The sequence below is a fragment of the Halomonas elongata DSM 2581 genome (genome assembly GCF_000196875.2).
GTDB classification, from domain to species: Bacteria; Pseudomonadota; Gammaproteobacteria; order Pseudomonadales; family Halomonadaceae; genus Halomonas; species Halomonas elongata.
Map to the genome: position 1 here is coordinate 983,383 of NC_014532.2, position 19,440 is coordinate 1,002,822.

The following is a 19,440-nucleotide window of genomic DNA, read 5'->3' on the forward strand; positions in this document are numbered from 1 at the left end:
TGGGAGCGCTTCGGGGCGGCGTCACAGCGAGGTGTCGAGCTCGCCGATCAAGCGTTCGCGTCGCTTCAGTGCGGCGAGTCCGGCATCCCCCAGCTGGCTCGCCGCCTCGCTCAACAGTCCCTCCGCCAGCAGCATGAAGGCGCACATGCTGTTGCTGAAGAACAGGCTGTGGTTGGGCACGGGAAAGGTGTAGTGAGCCACCTTGGCGAGGGGAGAGCTCGTGGAGTCCGTCAGGGCGATGAGGCGAATGCCCTGGCGGGCCGCTACCTCGGCGGTGGCCAGCACGCTTGGGGTATAGGGAAAGCAGCTTGCCACCACCAGCACGTCGCCTTCGTCGAGCTGGGCCAGGGCGTCCGCGACACCATGACGCGCGGCATCGAGCGGCGCCACGTCCGGGCGCAGCATGCCCAGACCATAGGCCATGAAGGAAGCCAGCGAAGCGAACTGACGCATGCCGTGGACTCTCACGCGGCGTGCCTCGACCAGCATTGCGGCGGCCTGCGCGAAGGCCTCTCCATCGATCCCTGCCACCATGTCGCCGATATTGGCGCATTCCTGGCGTCCCAGGCGGGACAACCGGGCCTGGCCATCATCGTTGCCATCGCCGTCCAGCAGCCGGGAAACCTGATCGCTGTAGAAGCTCTTGCCTTCGGTCACGTTGCGTCGGAAGACGGCCTGCAGGCCGGTGAACCCCTCGAATCCCAGGCGTTGGGCCAGGCGGGATAGCGTGGAGGGGCTGACGCCCAGGCGTTCGGCCAGATCGCTGATCGAGGAGACCGCTGCTTGCTGGGGAGCGGTGACCAGTGCCGTCAGCACGTGTCGCGAGCGCTTGCCCAGGCGTACCGAGCCCTCGCCATCGTCGATGTCGGCGAGCAGGCACTCGAGGTCTCCAAGCGTTTCGGGGCGACGAGAGGCGGATGGCGGCATGGTGGATTCCGAGGATGTCGTGAAGCATTCGCTGATCGGGGAGCATTGTAGCGCCCGGGGCGCTGTGACGTCAGTGATGTACGATTTCTATTTGCAAATATATTTCCGTATAAACATTATAGGAAATATTGTTGCGATAAATGGCCCGGGAGGGTCGCATGAGTCACGTCTTCCACCGTCATCTCGAACAGCACTATCCCACCGCCGTGGGCGGCGAGGGCCCTTATTTGATCGACGCCGAGGGGCGTCGTTACCTGGATGCCTGCGGGGGTGCTGCCGTGTCTTGCCTGGGCCACAGCGACGCCGAGGTGATCGAGGCCATCCGCGAGCAGGTCGGCCGGCTCGCCTATGCGCACACCTCCTTCTTCACCAGCGAACCGATGGAGGCGCTGGCCGACTTCCTGATCGAACGGGCCCCGTCCGGGCTGTCATCGGTCTATTTCGTGTCGGGGGGATCCGAGGCGGTGGAGGCGGCGCTGAAGATGGCGCGTCAGTATTTCCTCGAGCGCGGCGAACCCCAGCGCAAACACCTGATCGCGCGTCGCCAGAGTTATCACGGCAACACCCTGGGCGCGCTGGCCACCGGCGGTAATACCTGGCGACGGCGCCAGTTCGAGCCGATGCTGGTGGAGGTGAGCCATGTCAGCCCCTGCTATGCCTATCGTGACCAGGCACCGGGCGAAACACCGGAAGCCTATGGCGAGCGCCTGGCCGCGGAGCTGGAGGCCGAGATCGAGCGGCTCGGCCCCGAGACGGTGATGGCCTTCGTCGCCGAGCCGGTGGTCGGCGCGACGCTCGGCGCGGTGCCGGCTGTTCCGGGCTACTTCAAGCGGGTGCGCGAGATCTGCGATCGGCACGGGATCCTGCTGATCCTCGACGAGGTGATGTGCGGCATGGGCCGCACCGGGAGCCTGTTCGCCGCCGAGCAGGAGGGCGTGGTGCCGGATCTGACGACCATCGCCAAGGGACTGGGAGGCGGTTATCAGCCGATCGGCGCGACCCTGGTCAGCGAGCGGATCCGTTCGGCCATCGCCGAGGGCTCGGGTTTCTTTCAGCACGGTCATACCTATATCGGCCACGCCACTGCCTGCGCCGCCGCGCTGGCGGTGCAGCGGGCCATCGAGCAGCGCGATCTGTTGTCCCGGGTGCGTCAACTGGGCGAGGGGCTGCAGCAGCGTCTGGTCGACCGCTTCGCCGATCACCCCCACGTCGGTGATATCCGCGGGCGCGGTCTGTTTCGGGGCCTCGAGCTGGTGGCGGAGCGCGATGGCAAGACGCCGTTCGATCCGTCGCGCAAGCTGCATGCCGAGATCAAGCGCACGGCCATGGACGAGGGGCTGATGTGCTATCCGATGGGCGGCACCATCGACGGCCGGTCGGGCGATCATATCCTGCTGGCGCCGCCGTTCATTCTCGAGCCGTACCAACTGGACGAGATTGTCGACAAGCTCGACATTAGCCTGAAACGTGTCTTCGAACGCCGCTGAAGGAGCCCGACCATGACCATCGAATCCCGCCTCTCGCCGCTGGACGAGGAACGGATGGAGCCGCAACAGCGCCGCGTCCTCGATGCCATTCTCGGCGGCCCGCGCGGCAACCTGGACGGTCCCTTCCTGGCCTGGATTCACAGTCCGGAACTGGCCGACCACGCCCAGCGCCTGGGAGCCTTCTGCCGTTACGGCACGCGCCTGGAACGGCGGCTGACGGAACTGGCGATCCTGTTCACCGCCGCCTGGTGGCAGTCTCAGGCGGAATGGCAGATTCACGAGCCCATCGCCCGCGAGGCCGGCGTCGCCGAGTCGGTGATCGAGGCCCTGTGCGAAGGTCGCGAGCCGGCCTTCGAACGCGACGACGAAGCGCTGGTGGTGCGGCTGGGCAGGACGCTCTACACCACGCGTCGCGTCGACGAGGCGCTCTATGCCGAGGCCGTGTCGGCCTTTGGCGAGCCGGCCGTGGTCGAGCTGGTGGGGGTGTTCGGCTACTACGCCCTGGTGGCCATGACGCTCAATGTCTTCGAGGTGCGTCGCGGCAGCGGTCCACTGCCGTTTGACGAGCCGCCCGCCGTGTAATCTTTTGCGCGACACGGCTGCGGAAGGAGTGTTCTTTCAGGCTGTTATACCGCTATGCTGACGTCATTGCCTCTGTCAGGGATGACCGAACGCCATGGCCGACAGCACCTTAGTCTTCACGCTTCTGGGCCTGACCCTGGCCGCCTTCGTCTGGGGGCGGTTTCGCTATGACCTCGTCGCCCTGGCCGCGTTGCTGACGGCGGTACTGCTGGGCCTGGTGCCGGCGGAGGAGGCGTTCCTCGGCTTCGGCCATCCGGCGGTGATCACGGTGGCGGCGGTGCTGGTGCTCAGTCGCGGGTTCGAGCGTTCCGGCCTGGTCGACCTGATCGCCGAACAGGCGCTCAAGGTCGGCGATCGTCTGTTGCTGCAACTGCTGGTATTGACCGGCACGGTGCTGGTGCTCTCCGGGGTGATGAACAATGTCGGCGCCCTGGCCTTGATGCTGCCGGTGGCGATCCGCATGGCGCGCGAGCATGGCAGCCCGCCTTCGCTGCTGCTGATGCCATTGGCCTTTGGTTCGCTGCTGGGCGGGCTGACTACCCTGATCGGCACGCCGCCCAATATCATCATCTCCAGCTATCGTGGCTCCCTGGGCGGCGATAGCTTCGGCATGTTCTCGTTCTTTCCCGTCGGCTCCGTAGTGGCACTCTGCGGGTTGGCCTTCATCGTGCTGTTGGGCTGGCGGCTGGTACCCAAGCGCGCCGGTAGCGCGTCCACCGAGGCGATGTTCGATACCGCCCATTACCTGGTGGAGCTGCGCGTGCCGGAAAAAGCCAAGGCGGAAGGCTGGACCCTGCACGATCTCCGCGAAGCCATCGACGAGACCATCCCGATACTGGCGGTGGTGCGTGGCGAACGACGTCACGCCGGGCATACCTTTCATGGCGCGTTGCACGAGGGCGATATCCTGCTGGTGGAGGCCGGCCCCGACGAGATGAAGCTGCTCGAGGACAAGGCCGGTCTCGAGGTCGGCCCCGAACCCGATGACGAGTCCGCACAAGAGGACAGCAGCGAGGAAGCCGAGACCTTCGACACCGAAGGCCTGCACCTGGTGGAGGCGGTGGTACGCAACGACTCCATGATGATCAATCGTACCGTCGCCCAGTTGCGCCTGCATAACCAGTACGGTCTGCATCTGGTGGCGGTGGCCCGGGACGGTGGCCGGCTCAATCAGCGGCTGCGCGACATTCGTTTTCGTCCCGGCGATGTACTGTTGCTGCAGGGTAGCGAGAGCGAGCTCGCCGAGAGCCTGGTGACCCTGGGCTGCCTGCCGCTGGCCAAGCGCGATCTGAGCCTCGGCCAGCCACGCCTGCTGCTGGTCTCGGTGGGCATCTTCACCGTCGCCATCCTGGCCATGGTGCTGGATCTGTTGCCCTCGTCGGTGGCCTTGGCCGGGGCGGCCCTGGTCTCGTTGCTGGTGGGCGTGCTGCCGTTGCGCGAAGGCTATCAGGCCATCGACGGGCCGGTGATCGTCCTGCTGGGGGCGATGATTCCGGTGGGGCAGGCTCTGGAAACCAGCGGCGGCGCTGCCTTGATCGCCGAGGCGATGCTGGCGCTGGGCAGCGACTGGCCGGTGGTGGTGACCCTGGCGGGTCTCTTCCTGCTGAGCACCTTGCTGTCCAACGTGGTCAACAACGCCGCTGCCGCACTCCTGATGGCGCCCATCGCGGCGAGCCTGGCCAAGGGCTTCGATGCCTCCCTGGACCCGTTCCTGATGGTGGTGGCGGTAAGTGCTTCCTGCGCCTTCCTGACACCCATCGGCCATCAATCCAACACCCTGGTGATGGGGCCTGGCGGCTATCGCTTCGGCGATTACTGGTGGCTGGGGCTGCCGCTATCGCTGGTGGTGATGGCGGTGACCATACCGATGGTGCTGCTGGTGTGGCCCTTGTAGGAAACCTCGATCAGCAGCGAAAAGCCCCGGCTCAAGGCCGGGGCTTCGCGTCATGGTGGAAGAGAAGAAGGCGTCAGGCGGGGTGGTGGCGCAGCACCTTGGACTTGTCGGTGACGAAGGCGTCGTACTCGAAGTCGTCCACGGTCAGCATGTCCAGCACCTCGGCTTCGCGCTGGCGCATGAAGGTGGCGTCCTCCTCGCTGATCAGCCCGGCGGCGAAGGCGGCCTCCACCTGCTGTTCGGGATGCAGCGCCTCGGCCGGGATCTCGCCCTTGGCGTGTGCCTTGCCGACCGTGCGATACAGGGCCTCGGCACGTTCCTGGGTGGCCAGCAGTGCGTTGTAGCGAGCCAGCGGGTTGTCCTGAGGGCCGTCGTTGGTGTCCCAGGTATTGGCGGTGAGTTTGTGGCGCAGGGCGCTGTCGCAGGAGACGGATTGGGCGATGGCTCGCGACAGGTCGTCCTGAGGGCGCGACCAGCGTCGGCCGAGGGGCATGACGATCAGGCGCAGTGTGCGGCCGAGGGCGCGGTTGGGCAGGTTCTCGAAGAGTTCGACGAAGGCCTGTTCGGCACGTCCCAGCAACAGGCGGGCGGCGTAGTGCAGCAAGGCTTCCTCGCCCTCGACGCGGTCGCCCTCGTGCCATTGCTTGAGCAGCATGCTGGCCAGGTAGAGGTTGGAGAGCACATCGCCGAGCCGGGCGGAGAGCATCTCGCGCTGCTTGAGCTTCGAACCGAGGCTGGCCATGGCGGCATCGGCGGCGAGGCCGAAGCCGGAGGACAGGCGGGCGATGTCCTTGGCGTAGGGCGCGGCAACATCGTCGAAGGGCACCTCGGGCTTGCCGAGGCCGAGCCCCTGGGTCAGGGCGCGGGCGGCGTTGCCGAAGATCAGGCCGGCATGGTTGAAGAAGGCCCGGTCGAAGGCCTTGGAATCGTCGGCGTCCTTGGCGGCCAGTTCCTCGAGGACGTAAGGATGGCAGCGGATCGCGCCCTGACCGAAGATCATCAGGTTGCGCGTCATGATGTTGGCGCCCTCGACGGTGATGGCCACCGGGTTGGCGCTATAGCCGATGCCGAGATAGTTGCGTGGCCCGAGCGTCACCGCCTTGCCGCCGTGGATATCCATGGCGTCGGCGAGGATGTCGCGCTGGAACTCGGTCAACTGGCTCTTGAGGATCGCCGAGGGTACCGCCGGCTTCTCGCCGTGGTCGATGGTGTTGGCGGTCTGGTAGACGGCCGCCTGGGCGATATAGGCCAGTGCCGTCATGCGGGCCAGGGGCTCCTGGACACCTTCCATCTCGGCCACCGGCACGTTGAACTGACGGCGGATGCGGGCGAAGCCGCCGCTCCAGCCGATGGCGTAGCGGGCCGTGCCGGTGGCGCCGGAGGGCAGGGTGATGCAGCGGCCGACGGACAGGCACTCGACCAGCATGCGCCAGCCCTGGCCGATCATTTCCTCGCCGCCGATGATGGTCGAGAGCGGCACGAAGACCTTGTCGCCCTTGATCGGGCCGTTGAGGAAGGGGCTGCCGATGGGGTGGTGGCGTCGGCCGATCTGCATGCCTTCGGTGTCGCGGGGCACCAGTGCCAGGGTGATGCCGCGATCCTCGTCGTCGCCGAGCAGATGCTCGGGGTCGAACAGGCGGAAGGCCAGGCCGACCACGGTGGCGATGGGGGCCAGGGTGATCCAGCGTTTCTCGAAGGTCAGCTCCAGGCCCAGCACTTCCTCGCCGTCGATGGTGCGCTTGCAGACCACGCCGGTATCCGGCAGCGACGTGGCGTCACTGCCCGCACGTGGGCCGGTCAGTCCGAAACAGGGGATCTCGCGACCATCTGCCAGGCGCGGCAGGTAGTGGTTCTTCTGTTCCTCGGTGCCGTACTTGAGCAGCAGCTCGCCCGGGCCGAGGGAGTTGGGCACCCCGACGGTGACCATCAGGGTCTCGCTGATCGACAGCTTCTGCAGGATCGTCGACTGTGCCTTGGCGGAGAAGCCCAGGCCGCCGTATTCCTTGGGGATGATCATGCCGAAGAAACGTTCGCGCTTGAGATAATCCCAGAGCTCCTGGGGCAGGTCGGCCCGCTCGCGGGCGATGTCCCAGGCATTGCACATGCCGGCGGCGACGCCGCACTGGTGATCGACGAAGGCTCGCTCCTCGTCGCTCAGGCCATCGTCGCGGAAGGCCAGCAAACGATTCCAGTCCGGGCGCCCGGAGAACAGCTCGCCGTCCCAGGCCACGCTACCGGCTTCCAGGGCGGTGCGTTCGGTATCCGAGACCTTGGGGGCGACCTTCTTGAACATCGCGAACAGTCGCGGCGTCAGCCAGGCGCTGCGTACGCCCGGCAGGCCGCAAGCGGCGATGCCGGCGGTGGCGATCAGCAGCAGCACGCCGATCACCGGTGCGCCGGCGAAGATGCCGATCAGGCCGGTCACGCCGGTGACCGCCAGTGCGGGCAAGGCGCCGGCCTCGCGGCGCATCACGATGAGCAGGCCGATCACGGCCAGCACGAGCAGGATCAGGGTCAGCATGGGTGTCTCCGGGTCGTTATCATTGGCAAGGATTCGAACATCTGTTTGAATTCTTGCAGAGTAGCCCAGTTCCCTGCAAGCGGCCAGCGATTTGGCGGTTTCCCCACGCTGTTCTGCTCTTCGCTTCGGCGAGCAATGAAAACGCCCCGCGCTGCGTCAGCAGGCGGGGCGTGGCGGCGAGATAGCGGAGCGCGACAGGCTCAGTCGAGCCGGCGCATGGGCTCCTTCCGGGCGGGGGCGCCGTTGGCCACGTAGTAGGGCGCATCACTCTGGGGCAGCGGGTCGCGACCGCGGATCTTGTCGGCCATCTTCTCGGCCAGCATGATCGTCGGGGCGTTGAGGTTACCGGTGGGGATCACCGGGAACAGCGATGCATCGACCACCCGCAGGCCTTCCAGTCCATGGATACGGCCGGCGCCATCGACCACGGCGTCATCGCCTTCGCCCATGCGGCAGCTACCGCAGGGATGGTAGGCGGTCTCGGCGTGTTCGCGCACGAAGGCATCGAGCTCGGCGTCGGACTGCACGTTCGGGCCGGGGGAAATCTCGCGACCGCGATAGGCATCGAAGGCCGGTTGCGCGATGATCTCGCGGGTCAGCCGGATGGCGTCGCGGAATTCCTGCCAGTCCTTGTCGGTGGACATGTAGTTGAACAGGATGCTGGGCGCCGCCGCGGGATCGCGGGAGGTCAGGCGCACTCGCCCTTCGCTCTCGGAGCGCATCGAGCCGACGTGGGCCTGGAAACCATGGGCCTGGACGGCGCTCTTGCCGTTGTAGCTGATGGCGATGGGCAGGAAGTGGTACTGCAGGTTGGGCCACTCTTCCTCGTCGCGGCTGCGGATGAAACCGGCCGCCTCGAACTGGTTGCTGGCGCCCACGCCTGTACCCAGGAACATCCATTCGGCACCGATCTTCGGCTGGTTCCACCATTTCAGCGCCGGATACAGCGAGATCGGTTGGGTGCATTCGTACTGGATGTACATCTCCAGGTGATCCTGAAGATGGGCGCCGACATTCTCGTTGACCTGCACCGGTTCGATGCCGAATTCATCGAGCACGTCCTGTGGCCCCACGCCAGAGCGTTGCAGGATCTGCGGCGAGGCAATGGCGCCGGCACACAACAGCACCTCGCGGCGGGCGCGCACCTCTTGCGGCTGCCCCTTGCGTGCGTAACGCACCCCGGTGGCGCGCTTGCCCTCGAAGGTGATGACGTCGGTGGTGGCGTGGGTCTCGATGGTCAGGTTCGGGCGTGACTTGGCCTGGTCGAGATAGCCGCGCGCCGTGGAGGCGCGACGACCGTTCGGCGTGACGAAACGGTCCATGGGGCCAAAGCCTTCCTGCTGGTAGCCGTTGACGTCCTCCGTGGCTGGGTAACCGGCCTGCTGACCCGCCTCGATAAAGGCGTGGTAGAGGGGGTTGTTGCCTTCCTTGGGCGTGGTGACGCTGACCGGGCCCTCGCCGCCATGGTAGTCGTTGGGACCGATGTCACGCGTCTCGGCCTTGCGGAAGTAGGGCAGGCAGTCGGCGTAGGTCCAGTCGCCGAGGCCATCGCGCTTGGCCCAGTTATCGTAATCAAGGGCGTTGCCGCGGATGTAGCACATGCCGTTGATCAGCGAGGAACCGCCGAGTCCCTTGCCACGTCCGCATTCCATGCGACGACCGTCCATGTGCGGTTCGGGGTCGGTCTCGAAGGCCCAGTTGTAGCGCTTGCCCTGCAACGGAAAGGCCAGTGCCGCAGGCATCTGGGTGCGGAAGTCGAAGCGATAGTCGGGGCCGCCGGCCTCGAGCAGCAGGACCTTGACGTCCGGGTCTTCGGTCAGGCGAGCGGCCAGGACGTTGCCGGCGGAACCGGCGCCGATGATGACGTAATCGAATTCACGGGTCTGAGACATGGAGCCTCCCTGGGCAATGACAAAAAGAACTCGGTGGAAGATGAGCTTTGCCGGCGACAAGCCTGCGCGAGGGCGCTGTAAACCCATCCCTGGGCGCTACATCCGCCATCCATGGCGGATGACCCTCGCTTCGCCTTATCCTCGGCGCTCATCTCGCGAATAGCGCCAAGTGGCGATCAGAACACCGATTCGAAGGGCCCCATCTCGACCTGCACCGACTTGGTCTGCGTGTAGTGGGCCAGGGTCTCGACGCCGTTCTCGCGGCCAACGCCGGACTGCTTGTAGCCGCCTACCGGCATTTCGGCGGGAGACTCGCCCCAGGTGTTGACCCAGCAGATGCCGGCCTCGAGGCGATGGATCACGCGGTGGGCGCGATTGAGCCCCTCGGTGAAGACGCCGGCGGCCAGGCCGTAGAAGGTGTCATTGGCGCGGCGGATCACTTCCTCCTCGTCGTCGAAGGCCAGGATCGACATCACGGGGCCGAAGATCTCTTCGCGCACGATGCGCATGCTGTCGTCACAGTCGGTGAACACCGTGGGCGCGGCCCAGGCGCCGGAGCTGTAGCTGCCCTGATCCCAGGCATCGCCGCCGGCCAGCACGCGGGCGCCTTCCTGCTTGCCCAGGGCGATATAGGAGAGAACCTTCTCCTGATGCTCGAAGCTGACCAGCGGGCCGAAGTTGACCGTCGGGTCCATCGGGTCGCCGGCCTTGATGCGTGCCACGCGCTCGGCAATCTTGGCTTCGAAGGCATCCTTGACGCGGCGGTCGACGAAGACCCGGGTGCCGTTGGTGCAGATCTGCCCGCTGGAATAGAAGTTGGCCATCATGGCGGCGTCGGCGGCGCGGTCCAGATCGGCGTCATCGAAGACGATCAGCGGCGACTTGCCGCCCAGCTCCATGGTCACGTCCTTGAGGGTGGAGGCGGCCGAAGCGGACATCACCTTCTTGCCGGTGCCGACTTCGCCGGTGAAGGACACCTTGTCGATATCGGCGTGGCCGGTGATCAACTGACCGACCCGGGCATCGCCATGGATGACATTGAACACGCCGTCGGGCATGCCGGCTTCGGTGAAGATCTCGGCGAGCACCATGGCGGTCAGCGGGGTGACCTCGCTGGGCTTGAAGACCACGGCGTTGCCGGCGGCCAGTGCCGGAGCGGATTTCCAGCAGGCGATCTGGATGGGGTAGTTCCAGGCGCCGATGGCACCGATCACGCCCAGCGGTTCGCGACGGGTGTAGACGAAGGAGGAGTCGCGCAGCGGGATCTGGCTGCCTTCGATGGCCCCGGCCAGGCCGGCGTAATACTCGAGCACGTCGGCACCGGTGACGATATCCACCTCGGCAGTCTCGCTGATCGGCTTGCCGGTATTGCGCGTTTCCAGTTCGGCGATCTCGTCATTGCGCTCCCGCAACAGCGCCACGGCGCGATTCAGAACGCGACCGCGTTCCACACCGGTCATGGCGGCCCAGATACGCTGGCCACGTCGAGCGGCAGCGACGGCGGTATCGACATCCGCCTCGCTGGCCTGCTGGATATCGGCCAGGTGACTACCGTCGAAGGGATTCACGACCGGGAAGGTCTCGCCGGAGGTGGCGTCCACACGGCGGCCGTCGATGTAGAGGGACTGAGTATCGAGCTGTGTCATGTTGGCTCCCATCAGGACTCGGGTTGGGGTTCGTGTGAAGAATTCGGGGTCCGTGCGTCTTGGGCTCGCAGCAGTTGGTCGAGATATTCCCGTGCCAGGCGCCGCGCGCGGTCTGAATCCAGGCCCTCGGGCGTCAGGGCACCGCGCAGCCAGAGACCATCGATCATCGCGGCCAGGGCGCGAGCGGCGTCGCGGGCCTGCTCGCGCGGCATCAAGAAACGAAACTGGTGACAGAGGTTGGCATACAGGCGTCGGTCGTTGACGTTCTGCAGGCGCTGCAACTGCGGCTGGTGCATGCTGCTGGCCCAGAAGGCCAGCCAGGTCTTGGCCACCGGGCCGGTGACCTGGCTGCGATCGAAGTTGCCGTCGATGATCGCTTCCAGATGCGCCCTGGGGGAGGTCGTCGACAGGGCCTGGCGTCGTGCCGACACGGCGGCGCCCAGGTCGTGGAGGATCTGGCGCATCGTCGCCTCCATCAGACCGTCCTTGCCGCCGAAATAATGACTGATGATCCCGGCGGATACGCCGGCATGCCGCGCGATGCGCATCACCGTGGCATCGGCCAGGCCAACCTCATCAATAGCGGCCATGGTGGCCTTGATCAGCTGTTGGCGACGGATGGGTTCCATTCCGACCTTGGGCACCTTGCTGACTCCTCTCACGTATTCACCTTGCAACCATGCGGTCTAGCATGGTTAAGATAACACCAGTTTGCCATTTTTTTATTGAATGTTCAATCAATAAAAATGGCGTCGGGCGGGTCTTCAGCAATTCCGCCCGGGAGCGACGGGCTCTCGTGACACAGATGCCCGCGCCGACTATCCACTTTCCACTTCAAGGGAGAGACGTCAATGAACAAGATGACCATGGGGTTGGCGACTGCCGCTTTCGCGCTGTCCGCCTCGCCGTCAATGGCCGCCGACGACAGTTGCCAGCCGGTGCGTTTCGCCGAGGTCGGCTGGACGGACATCACCGCTACCACCGCACTGACCACCGAAGTATTGGAAGCCATGGGCTATGAGACCCGCATCGATACCGTTTCGGTGCCCATCGCCTATTCGGGCATGAAGAACGGTGATTTCGATGTCTTCCTCGGCAACTGGATGCCGTCCATGGCCTCGATCAGCGATCCGTACGTCGAGCGTGGCGAGGTGGAGCGACTGGACGCCAACCTGGAAGGGGCAAAATACACGCTGGCGGTACCGCAGTACGTCTATGACGCCGGCGTGACCTCGGTGGCCGACCTGGACGAGAATGCCGAGCGTTTCTCACATCAACTGCATGGCATCGAAGCCGGTAACGACGGCAACGAGATGATTCAGAAGATGATCGATGACGATGCCTTTGGCCTGGGGGACTGGCAACTGGTCGATTCCAGTGAGGCAGGCATGCTGGCCGAGTTGAAGGCGCGAGTCCCGGACGAGAAGTGGATGGTCTTCCTGGGGTGGGAACCGCACCCGATGAACACCAACTTCGACATGGCCTACCTCGAGGGCGCCGATGACTACTTCGGGCCGAATCTGGGCGGGGCCACGGTGTACACCAACACCCGGGCCGGTTACACCGAGGCTTGCCCCAATGTCGGGAACCTGCTGGACAACCTGAGCTTCACCCTGGAGATGGAAAACCAACTGATGGGTGCCATCATGGATGAGGGAACCGATCCCCGCCAGGCAGCGAAGGCGTATCTCCAGGAGCACCCCGAGGTGCTCGATAGCTGGCTCGAGGGTGTGACCACCAAGGCCGGCGAACCGGCGCTGCCGGCAGTCAAGCAGGCGCTGTCCATCGAGGGCTAATGTTGGCGCGGGCTTGCCATGCAGGGAGCCCGCGTGCATAATCCCCTCCCGTTGCTCGCGCGGCAACGGAAAGGCTACGTAGCTCAGCTGGTTAGAGCACATCACTCATAATGATGGGGTCCCCTGTTCGAATCAGGGCGTAGCCACCAGAGATATTCGAAGACGCCCGTTCGGCCATGCCGAGCGGGCGTCTTGCGTTGGGGCTTGTCACCGGTGGATCCAGCCGATGGCACTTGACGTTGCCGAGCCGATCCGTATACTACGCCCCGTGTTCGAGGTCGTTCCCCGATAGCTCAGTTGGTAGAGCAAATGACTGTTAATCATTGGGTCGCAGGTTCGAGTCCTGCTCGGGGAGCCAACACCTTGTTTCAGCAAGGCTCGAACGTCGCGTCGATCGAAAGGGCGCATTAAAGGTTATTCCCCGATAGCTCAGTTGGTAGAGCAAATGACTGTTAATCATTGGGTCGCAGGTTCGAGTCCTGCTCGGGGAGCCACCTTTCCTACCTATTGCCCGTTTCAGGGTGCGTACATCGTCATTCCCCGATAGCTCAGTTGGTAGAGCAAATGACTGTTAATCATTGGGTCACAGGTTCGAGTCCTGTTCGGGGAGCCATCTTTTCTACCTAGCTTTCCTCCCTTGGCTCGAATGTCGGACAGGTTCTTCGTATAAATATTATATGTTTGGGCTTGGCCACTTATTGAAGAAGTGTTCTGTTATAGGTTAGGCATTGTGATCATCGTTATCGCGATGAGTCATGATAGACAAATAATGGTTGTGGCGATTTTTCTTTGGCAGTATATCGATACGTGTCAAGATGTAGCCTTTGACAGAACGTTCCTATGAGGTGTTCAGGGTCTTGTGAAGTGGTGGGTATGCCGTTACTCGATATATGGCGGTTTTGTACGGTTAAAAGCTGGTAGGAAAGATATTGGTTTATATGCTGTTTTTTTGAACAGTTGCATTATATGTTGTTCAGATCCCATTCGGGCCAAGGCCAGACGCTGCTGCTGACCTTGGCATATTGCTGAAGAAAGATGTCAGCTCCTTTTCAGGTTAATTTACGCCCAGGTGAAGGTTGTAACGGTTGGAGACCTCATTCGGGCTGCCCATTGCGTCTCCCTTTACTTCCAGTATGTAGGTTCCGGGAGTTACCCGCTCGGTAATCATAAAGTGCCCTTGATAGCTCGAGTCCATTGATACCAAGAGACCTGCTTCGTCATAAAGCCTGCCCTGGATGGTGATGTTATCGCCGGAGTCGCTGGCGAGGTGCCCGCTACTGATCTTTAGGTCGCTTTCTTGATTCATCTGAAGCTCGTAGCGCCTGGGAGTAGAAGAGATTAGCTGAGTATCGGATACTCCTTCGTTTAGCATTAATGGTTGTGGCGACTGATTGCCTGTAATGGCGAAGCTGGTCACTGAGTAAAGTCCTAGCAGAGTGGTACCAAGAATGGTGGCATAGAGTTTCATCATGATCCTCCTTGTTCCGTGGACATGATTGAGTATGAAAGGAATAACTGAAATTGTGCTGAATAAGTGACATGTTAAGAATACAGGGATCGGTTTGGGGCCAGAGTTCGGCTCAGTACCACATGCGTATACCGGCCACTATCCCGGTATCCTCAGCAGCTTCACCATCATCTTGTGCTATATCGGCGGTGTTACCATATGATTTCTGCCAATAGCCGCCGATGTAGGGAGCGAATTTGCGGCTGATTTCATAACGCAGGCGTAGACCTGTGCGTACGGAGTTTAGGCCTTCGCCGATGCCGAATTCGGGCACGTCGTTGGCCGAGGCGGCGACTTCCAGACGCGGTTGGAGGAGCAGCCGTTGAGTCAGGCGGATATCGTATTCGGTCTCCAGGCTTCCCGATATATCCCCATCATCGCTGACTCTCAGGCTGATATCGGTATCGAAGCGGTAGGGCGCTAGCCCCTGTAGGTTGATGACCCCGAAGTAACGCTCAGGAGAAGTATCCGTAGCAATTCCACCTTGATAGCCGATACCACCCTGTAGCTCCCAAAAGGGAGCAATCAGACGACTGTACAGAAGATCGAGGTTTTCGAACTCGGCATCTTTGCCATCTCCTTGGATGTTTTCGCCTTCGCCTTTCAGATAGATACGCTTGATATCACCGCCATACCAGGCGCGAAAGTCCCATGCTAGAGCCTCTTCCCCCTTGTCGGGTGTGGTGTATTCGAGGCGATCGATGAGCAGCGAACCTCGTGAGTGTTCGACGATCGGTGTTGGCCAGTCGTGCGGCGCATTGTAGTCGTCATCGGCCTGTGTGCTGGTAGCGATCAAAAGGGTGAAACTGGCGCCGATACCCACCGCGAGAATCTTGGAATCCATGAATACTCCTTCACTCGTTAAGCGACGTTGACGACCCGGAACATGCCGGCTTTCATGTGATAGAGAAGGTGGCAATGGAAGGCCCAGCTCCCCTCGGCATCGGCAGTGATCAATGCGGAAAGGCGCTCACCGGGTTTGACGTTCAGGGTATGCTTGCGGGGAATCAGCTCGCCGGCACCGTTCTCCAGCTCCATCCACATGCCATGCAGATGGATGGGGTGCTCCATCATGGTGTTGTTGATCAGAATCAATCGAAGACGCTCATCCTTCTCGAAGTGGATGGGTCCTGTCACCTCGCTGAACTTCTTGCCGTCGAAGGACCACATATAGCGTTCCATGTTGCCGGTCAGATGAAGCTCGATCTCTCTTCCCGGCGGTCGGTGATCCGGCCAGGGACGTATTGACTTCAGATCCCGGTAGACCAGTACGCGACGTTCGTGCGGATCGATGCCGATACCAGGCTGATCAAGACGGGAGCCTGGCTGTTCCATACCTGCGGGGAGCATTCCACTGCCCTCGATTGATGCCATGCCATCCATGCCGGTCATTTGGGAATGGTGCATGCTGGAAGGGGGGCTCGGCATGTTGTTATGTTCGGACATATCCATTCCCCCATGTGCGTCCATGACTTCCATGCTGCGATCGGCGATCCGGCGGCGCACAGGTATGGCGGCAGCCATGCCGTACCTGGGAGCGAGAGTGCCACGTGCATAGCCGCTGCGATCCATGGATTCGGCGAAGAGGGTATAAGCGGTATTTGCCTGAGGTGTTACGAGTACGTCATAGGTTTCGGCGACTCCAATGCGGAATTCTTCGACGGGGACAGGTTGGATTGGCTGGCCATCGGCGGCCACGACCGTCATGATGAGTCCCGGGATTCGCACGTCGAAGTAGGTCATCGCCGAGCCGTTGATGATACGGAGTCGCTGAGTTTCGCCAGACTGGAACAATGCCGTCCAGTTCTGTTCTGGCGACTGGCCGTTCATCAAGTAGGTATAGGTGCTGCCGGTAACATCGGAGATGTCCCGAGAGCTCATGCGCATCTTGGACCACATGGCACGTTGGGCAACGGTGTCGGCTAAACCGTTTTTTTCCACATCAGTGAAAAAGTCCACGACCGTTCTTTCCTGGAAGTTGTAGTAGCCTTCACCGGTTTTCAGGTTATGAAAGATGGAAGCAGGGTCTTCGAAGCTCCAGTCGGTCAGTAACAGTACATGCTCACGGTCATAGCGAAAGGGTTCTGGCTCGGCAGCGTCAATGATCAAGGGGCCGGCATGGCCGAGTTGTTCCTGAAGCCCCGAGTGGCTGTGATACCAATAGGTACCGTTTTGGCGTACCGGGAAGCGGTAGGTGAAGGTTTCTCCGGGGGCGATACCAGCAAAGCTGACGCCGGGTACGCCGTCCATTTCTGGTGGAAGAATAAGTCCATGCCAGTGAATGGATGTGGACTCCTCTAGCAGATTGGTGACTCGCAATACTGCTTCATCGCCTTCCTTGAGACGGAGTAGTGGACCCGGGCTGGTGCCATTGATGCTGATCGGCTGAGCTTCGCGACCCGCGACAGGAGTGGTTTCCCGGCGAATGGCCAATGAAATATGAGGCCCGGTTTCGGTGCCACGTGGAGACGTTGAGGGCTGTCCCCAGGGACTGGCCCAAGCTGGGGGTAACCCTAGCGCCATGGTGCTGATTCCCAAGGCGCTTCCTCCCTTGAGTAGCTGACGCCGGGTCAAGGGTAATAAAGGCTTCTGGGGCATTGCCATGTATGACTCCTGTCCAGATCGATAAAACGGAGTCAATGATGCGATGGCAAGCTGAATCTTGACTGAACGGCGAGTTAAACTGAAGGAATGAAGATAATGACGCGAAGTCCTGAATCGGGGGGTGTTTGGAACTCGACCGTTCCTGCGTAGTGATCAAGCAACTGGATCAGGATCGAAAGGCCCAAGCCATGTCCGGGGCGGCCTTCATCGAGGCGCTGCCCTCGTTGCCCCAGCTTCGTGATTTGCTTCTCTGGAATGCCAGGACCATCATCTTCTATCACCAGTTGCAGGCCGTTGGTGAGAGTCGCATGAAGCTGGATGTTATGGCGTGCCCACTTCCCCGCGTTGTCCAGCACGATTCCCGCCATTTCCATGAAGTCTTGTCTCTCCATGGCCAGGCTTGCCGTGGCGTCAGGCATGTCAAGGGATATAAAGGTCTTGTCAGGATAGAGAGTACGGAACATATCCAGCAGTGTGGAGAGTTCTCGCTGCAGGCAGGTATGCTGACCGGAATGGGTCCCTGCGATCCGTGAACGATGAAGTTCAGTACTCAGCTGGGACTGCATGTCCTCCAGACGCGCTAGTATCTTGGCGCGTCGCTCTGGCGTGATGGGACGGTTGCCCCGCATGACTTGCATGATGGCGGCCAAAGGTGTCTTCAGAGCGTGGGAAAGATCGGATACAGCATGCCGGGATCGTTGCAGACGACTGTCCTGAGCATCCATGAATCGGTTCAACTGTGTCACGAGCGTTTCGAGCTCCGTAGGCACTGCCAATCTTAGGCGTGTTCGTTTTCCCAGGCGAAGCTCGTCAATCTGATGCTGGAGTTGGACAATGGGACGCAACCCCGCTCTCACGGCTAAAAGATTTAGTACGATGAGCAGTATCAGGACTGTGCCGGTGATGATACCAATCCACCAGTGCAACTGGTTCAGTCCGGCTTCGACTCGGTCGAAGCTCTCACCAACCAGCAGAACGCCTTCGTGGTCGGCAATGGTGAAGGTGCGTCGATACACCAGTAGGTGGCTGCCTTGGTGATGCACGTCTTGCAGGACATTATCTTCTTCGGAAGACAGTAACGGTGTCAGTGCGTCCTGCCAGGCAGGGTGTGAAGTCGAGATTATGCCGTCGAGTTCCAGCACATACAGGTGATGAAAAACTTGAGTTGCCAGGCTGGATGGGGCCGTGAGGGGAGGGCGATTTGTCGGTTCCTGGCGTAGTTTTTCAATTGTATATTCTGCTTCCTGGCGCAAGCGATCGCCGAGGAAATCTCGAGCCAAGTCGCGCAGAAGAATGCCATGCAATAGCCATGTTACGCCCATCACGATGAATGCCACGCCGCCCAGCCAGACGAGTAGCCTGCCCTTTAGACTGCGATGGTCAAGAGGACGCAAAGATATATCCTTGGCCACGTCGCGTCTTGATTACGTCCTGGCCCAGTAACCGTCGCAGGCGTCTGATATAGACCTCCACTAGATTGGGAGCCGGAGCGTCCTGTTCCAGAGTATAGAGCTGGTCAAGGAGACGTAGCTTGGAATGGACGCGGTCCGGGTTGTGCATCAAATAACGTAGCAACCGAAATTCGGTTCCTGTCAGGGGTTGCCAAGTGATTCCATCGGTACTGACATGCTGCTGATGTTCGTCGAGATGGATACCATTGACGATCAGGATTTTGCCAGTATTGCCGTGTTGACGTCTGAGTAGAGCGTGCAGCCTGGCAAGCAACTCCTCCTCATGAAAAGGTTTGGTGAGATAGTCGTCCGCCCCTCGGCGCAAGCCATTGACCTTGTCTTCCCAGGTATCTCGAGCCGTGAGGGCGAGGACGGGATGTTGATAGCCTCGACCACGCCAGCGTGTGAGCAGGTCGAGGCCGGACCCGTCGGGTAGCCCAATATCGAGAATGACGAGGCCATACTCCTCGGTCTGCATCAGAGAGTCGGCCACACGCAAGTGCGTAGCGATATCGACACGATAGCCTTCATCGCTCAGGGTTTCTGCCAAGCTCTCTCCCAGCAGGTCATCGTCTTCGAGAAGCAGTAGTTTCATGGTTTAACCTTTGATCTGAAGGTCACCATTCATGCCTGCCTTGTAATGCCCGGGAATGTTGCAGGCGAACTCCAATGCTTCGATGTCTTCGGGAGCGGTCCAGACCAGGGTTGCGGTCTCGCCTGGCAGAACGGTCACTGAGGGCATGCTGGCAGGGCTATCCTGTCCATTGTCATGATGATGGCTGGCGCTCATGTCATGCCCGTTGCTTGATGCCATCTCTCGCATCATTGCGCGGTGTTCGGCCTGGGCCTTCGGGTTACCGATTACGAACTCATGTTCGAGCTTGCCGGTGTTGGTGATGGTGAATTTCACTGTCTGGCCGGGAGCGATCTCCAGCTTGTCGGGCGTGAACCACATATCGCCCGCTTCGAGGGTGATGGTTCGGTCAATCGGCTGGCTGGTGTCGAGCGGCGAGTTGTCGCTGCCGTGTCCTGCACTGCCCAGGGCCGTAGTAGACGCCAGGCTGAGGAGAGCGACGAGAAGCGCCTTATGCATCTTGATACCTCTATTGGACGAGTTGACCTACTGATTTCTA

15 protein-coding genes and 4 tRNA genes are annotated in these 19,440 nt (G+C 61.6%); 8 read left to right on the forward strand and 11 right to left on the reverse strand.

Translation table 11 applies throughout. The features are described from left to right. Positions 1-21 precede the first annotated feature (21 nt). Positions 22-927: a MurR/RpiR family transcriptional regulator gene (locus HELO_RS04580; RefSeq protein WP_013331610.1), complete on the reverse strand. Its 906-nt coding sequence runs from the start codon at positions 925-927 to the stop codon at positions 22-24. A 158-nt stretch (positions 928-1,085) separates the two neighbouring features. On the opposite strand from HELO_RS04580, the gene HELO_RS04585 reads away from it, so the two are divergent. The 3 genes from HELO_RS04585 (at position 1,086) to HELO_RS04595 (ending at position 4,890) form a co-directional block, all read left to right on the forward strand. Then, the gene (locus tag HELO_RS04585) at positions 1,086-2,414 is read left to right on the forward strand and encodes an aspartate aminotransferase family protein (RefSeq protein ID WP_013331611.1); all 1,329 of its coding nucleotides are present in this window, start codon (positions 1,086-1,088) and stop codon (positions 2,412-2,414) included. A 12-nt stretch (positions 2,415-2,426) separates the two neighbouring features. Beyond that, positions 2,427-2,996: a carboxymuconolactone decarboxylase family protein gene (locus HELO_RS04590; RefSeq protein ID WP_013331612.1), complete on the forward strand. Its 570-nt coding sequence runs from the start codon at positions 2,427-2,429 to the stop codon at positions 2,994-2,996. Positions 2,997-3,090: 94 nt separating this feature from the next. After that, positions 3,091-4,890, forward strand: coding sequence for an SLC13 family permease (locus HELO_RS04595; protein WP_013331613.1), 1,800 nt, complete (start codon positions 3,091-3,093; stop codon positions 4,888-4,890). 73 nt (positions 4,891-4,963) lie between these two features. Here the strand turns inward: HELO_RS04595 and HELO_RS04600 are convergent, their stop codons facing one another. The 4 genes from HELO_RS04600 to betI form a co-directional block, all read right to left on the reverse strand. Beyond that, entirely contained in the window at positions 4,964-7,411 is a 2,448-nt protein-coding gene (locus HELO_RS04600; RefSeq protein ID WP_013331614.1) for an acyl-CoA dehydrogenase, read from the reverse strand. 200 nt (positions 7,412-7,611) lie between these two features. Further along, on the reverse strand, positions 7,612-9,303 hold the full coding sequence (gene betA, locus HELO_RS04605; RefSeq protein WP_013331615.1) for a choline dehydrogenase: 1,692 nt from the start codon (positions 9,301-9,303) through the stop codon (positions 7,612-7,614). Between the two features lie 176 nt (positions 9,304-9,479). Beyond that, on the reverse strand, positions 9,480-10,949 hold the full coding sequence (gene betB / locus HELO_RS04610; RefSeq protein WP_013331616.1) for a betaine-aldehyde dehydrogenase: 1,470 nt from the start codon (positions 10,947-10,949) through the stop codon (positions 9,480-9,482). A gap of 11 nt (positions 10,950-10,960) precedes the next feature. Next, the gene (gene betI, locus HELO_RS04615; protein ID WP_013331617.1) at positions 10,961-11,593 is read right to left on the reverse strand and encodes a transcriptional regulator BetI; all 633 of its coding nucleotides are present in this window, start codon (positions 11,591-11,593) and stop codon (positions 10,961-10,963) included. A 207-nt stretch (positions 11,594-11,800) separates the two neighbouring features. Between betI and HELO_RS04620 the strand changes: the two genes are divergently transcribed. From HELO_RS04620 to HELO_RS04640, 5 genes are all read left to right on the forward strand, one after another. Further along, positions 11,801-12,745, forward strand: a complete 945-nt coding sequence (locus HELO_RS04620) for a choline ABC transporter substrate-binding protein (protein ID WP_013331618.1) — start codon at positions 11,801-11,803, stop codon at positions 12,743-12,745. A 72-nt stretch (positions 12,746-12,817) separates the two neighbouring features. Beyond that, positions 12,818-12,894 (forward strand) — tRNA-Met (locus HELO_RS04625). A gap of 133 nt (positions 12,895-13,027) precedes the next feature. Continuing rightward, positions 13,028-13,103, forward strand: a tRNA-Asn gene (locus HELO_RS04630). Positions 13,104-13,163: 60 nt separating this feature from the next. Further along, a tRNA-Asn gene (locus HELO_RS04635) sits at positions 13,164-13,239 on the forward strand. Between the two features lie 43 nt (positions 13,240-13,282). Then, positions 13,283-13,358: transfer RNA gene (locus HELO_RS04640), tRNA-Asn, on the forward strand. 441 nt (positions 13,359-13,799) lie between these two features. On the opposite strand, the gene HELO_RS04645 is transcribed toward HELO_RS04640, so the two are convergent. The 6 genes from HELO_RS04645 to HELO_RS04670 all read right to left on the reverse strand — a co-directional run bounded on the left by HELO_RS04645 (position 13,800) and on the right by HELO_RS04670 (position 19,400). After that, on the reverse strand, positions 13,800-14,216 hold the full coding sequence (locus tag HELO_RS04645; RefSeq protein WP_157953391.1) for a hypothetical protein: 417 nt from the start codon (positions 14,214-14,216) through the stop codon (positions 13,800-13,802). Positions 14,217-14,325: 109 nt separating this feature from the next. Next, a complete protein-coding gene (locus HELO_RS04650; protein ID WP_013331619.1) occupies positions 14,326-15,096 on the reverse strand; it encodes a copper resistance protein B in 771 nt (256 codons plus the stop codon). Positions 15,097-15,113: 17 nt separating this feature from the next. After that, complete coding sequence (locus tag HELO_RS04655; protein WP_013331620.1) at positions 15,114-16,856, reverse strand: copper resistance system multicopper oxidase; 1,743 nt, start codon at positions 16,854-16,856, stop codon at positions 15,114-15,116. Positions 16,857-16,930: 74 nt separating this feature from the next. Next, positions 16,931-18,268, reverse strand: a complete 1,338-nt coding sequence (locus tag HELO_RS04660) for an ATP-binding protein (protein WP_041601915.1) — start codon at positions 18,266-18,268, stop codon at positions 16,931-16,933. Beyond that, positions 18,237-18,902 (reverse strand): response regulator, encoded by a 666-nt coding sequence (locus HELO_RS04665; protein ID WP_013331622.1) that lies wholly within the window; start codon positions 18,900-18,902, stop codon positions 18,237-18,239. The genes HELO_RS04660 and HELO_RS04665 overlap by 32 nt, the downstream gene beginning before the upstream one ends. A 3-nt stretch (positions 18,903-18,905) precedes the next feature. Then, entirely contained in the window at positions 18,906-19,400 is a 495-nt protein-coding gene (locus HELO_RS04670) for a cupredoxin domain-containing protein (protein ID WP_013331623.1), read from the reverse strand. Positions 19,401-19,440 lie beyond the last annotated feature (40 nt).

What these genes read in the sequence shown, in the direction of transcription:
- betA (WP_013331615.1), bottom strand. Translation starts at nt 9,303, where the DNA reads ATGTCTCAGACCCGTGAATTCGATTACGTCATCATCGGCGCCGGTTCC.
- HELO_RS04585 (WP_013331611.1), top strand. Translation starts at nt 1,086, where the DNA reads ATGAGTCACGTCTTCCACCGTCATCTCGAACAGCACTATCCCACCGCC.
- HELO_RS04580 (WP_013331610.1), bottom strand. Translation starts at nt 927, where the DNA reads ATGCCGCCATCCGCCTCTCGTCGCCCCGAAACGCTTGGAGACCTCGAG.
- HELO_RS04595 (WP_013331613.1), top strand. Translation starts at nt 3,091, where the DNA reads ATGGCCGACAGCACCTTAGTCTTCACGCTTCTGGGCCTGACCCTGGCC.
- HELO_RS04650 (WP_013331619.1), bottom strand. Translation starts at nt 15,096, where the DNA reads ATGGATTCCAAGATTCTCGCGGTGGGTATCGGCGCCAGTTTCACCCTT.
- betB (WP_013331616.1), bottom strand. Translation starts at nt 10,949, where the DNA reads ATGACACAGCTCGATACTCAGTCCCTCTACATCGACGGCCGCCGTGTG.
- HELO_RS04590 (WP_013331612.1), top strand. Translation starts at nt 2,427, where the DNA reads ATGACCATCGAATCCCGCCTCTCGCCGCTGGACGAGGAACGGATGGAG.
- HELO_RS04655 (WP_013331620.1), bottom strand. Translation starts at nt 16,856, where the DNA reads ATGGCAATGCCCCAGAAGCCTTTATTACCCTTGACCCGGCGTCAGCTA.
- HELO_RS04620 (WP_013331618.1), top strand. Translation starts at nt 11,801, where the DNA reads ATGAACAAGATGACCATGGGGTTGGCGACTGCCGCTTTCGCGCTGTCC.
- HELO_RS04645 (WP_157953391.1), bottom strand. Translation starts at nt 14,216, where the DNA reads ATGATGAAACTCTATGCCACCATTCTTGGTACCACTCTGCTAGGACTT.
- HELO_RS04670 (WP_013331623.1), bottom strand. Translation starts at nt 19,400, where the DNA reads ATGCATAAGGCGCTTCTCGTCGCTCTCCTCAGCCTGGCGTCTACTACG.
- HELO_RS04665 (WP_013331622.1), bottom strand. Translation starts at nt 18,902, where the DNA reads ATGAAACTACTGCTTCTCGAAGACGATGACCTGCTGGGAGAGAGCTTG.
- HELO_RS04600 (WP_013331614.1), bottom strand. Translation starts at nt 7,411, where the DNA reads ATGCTGACCCTGATCCTGCTCGTGCTGGCCGTGATCGGCCTGCTCATC.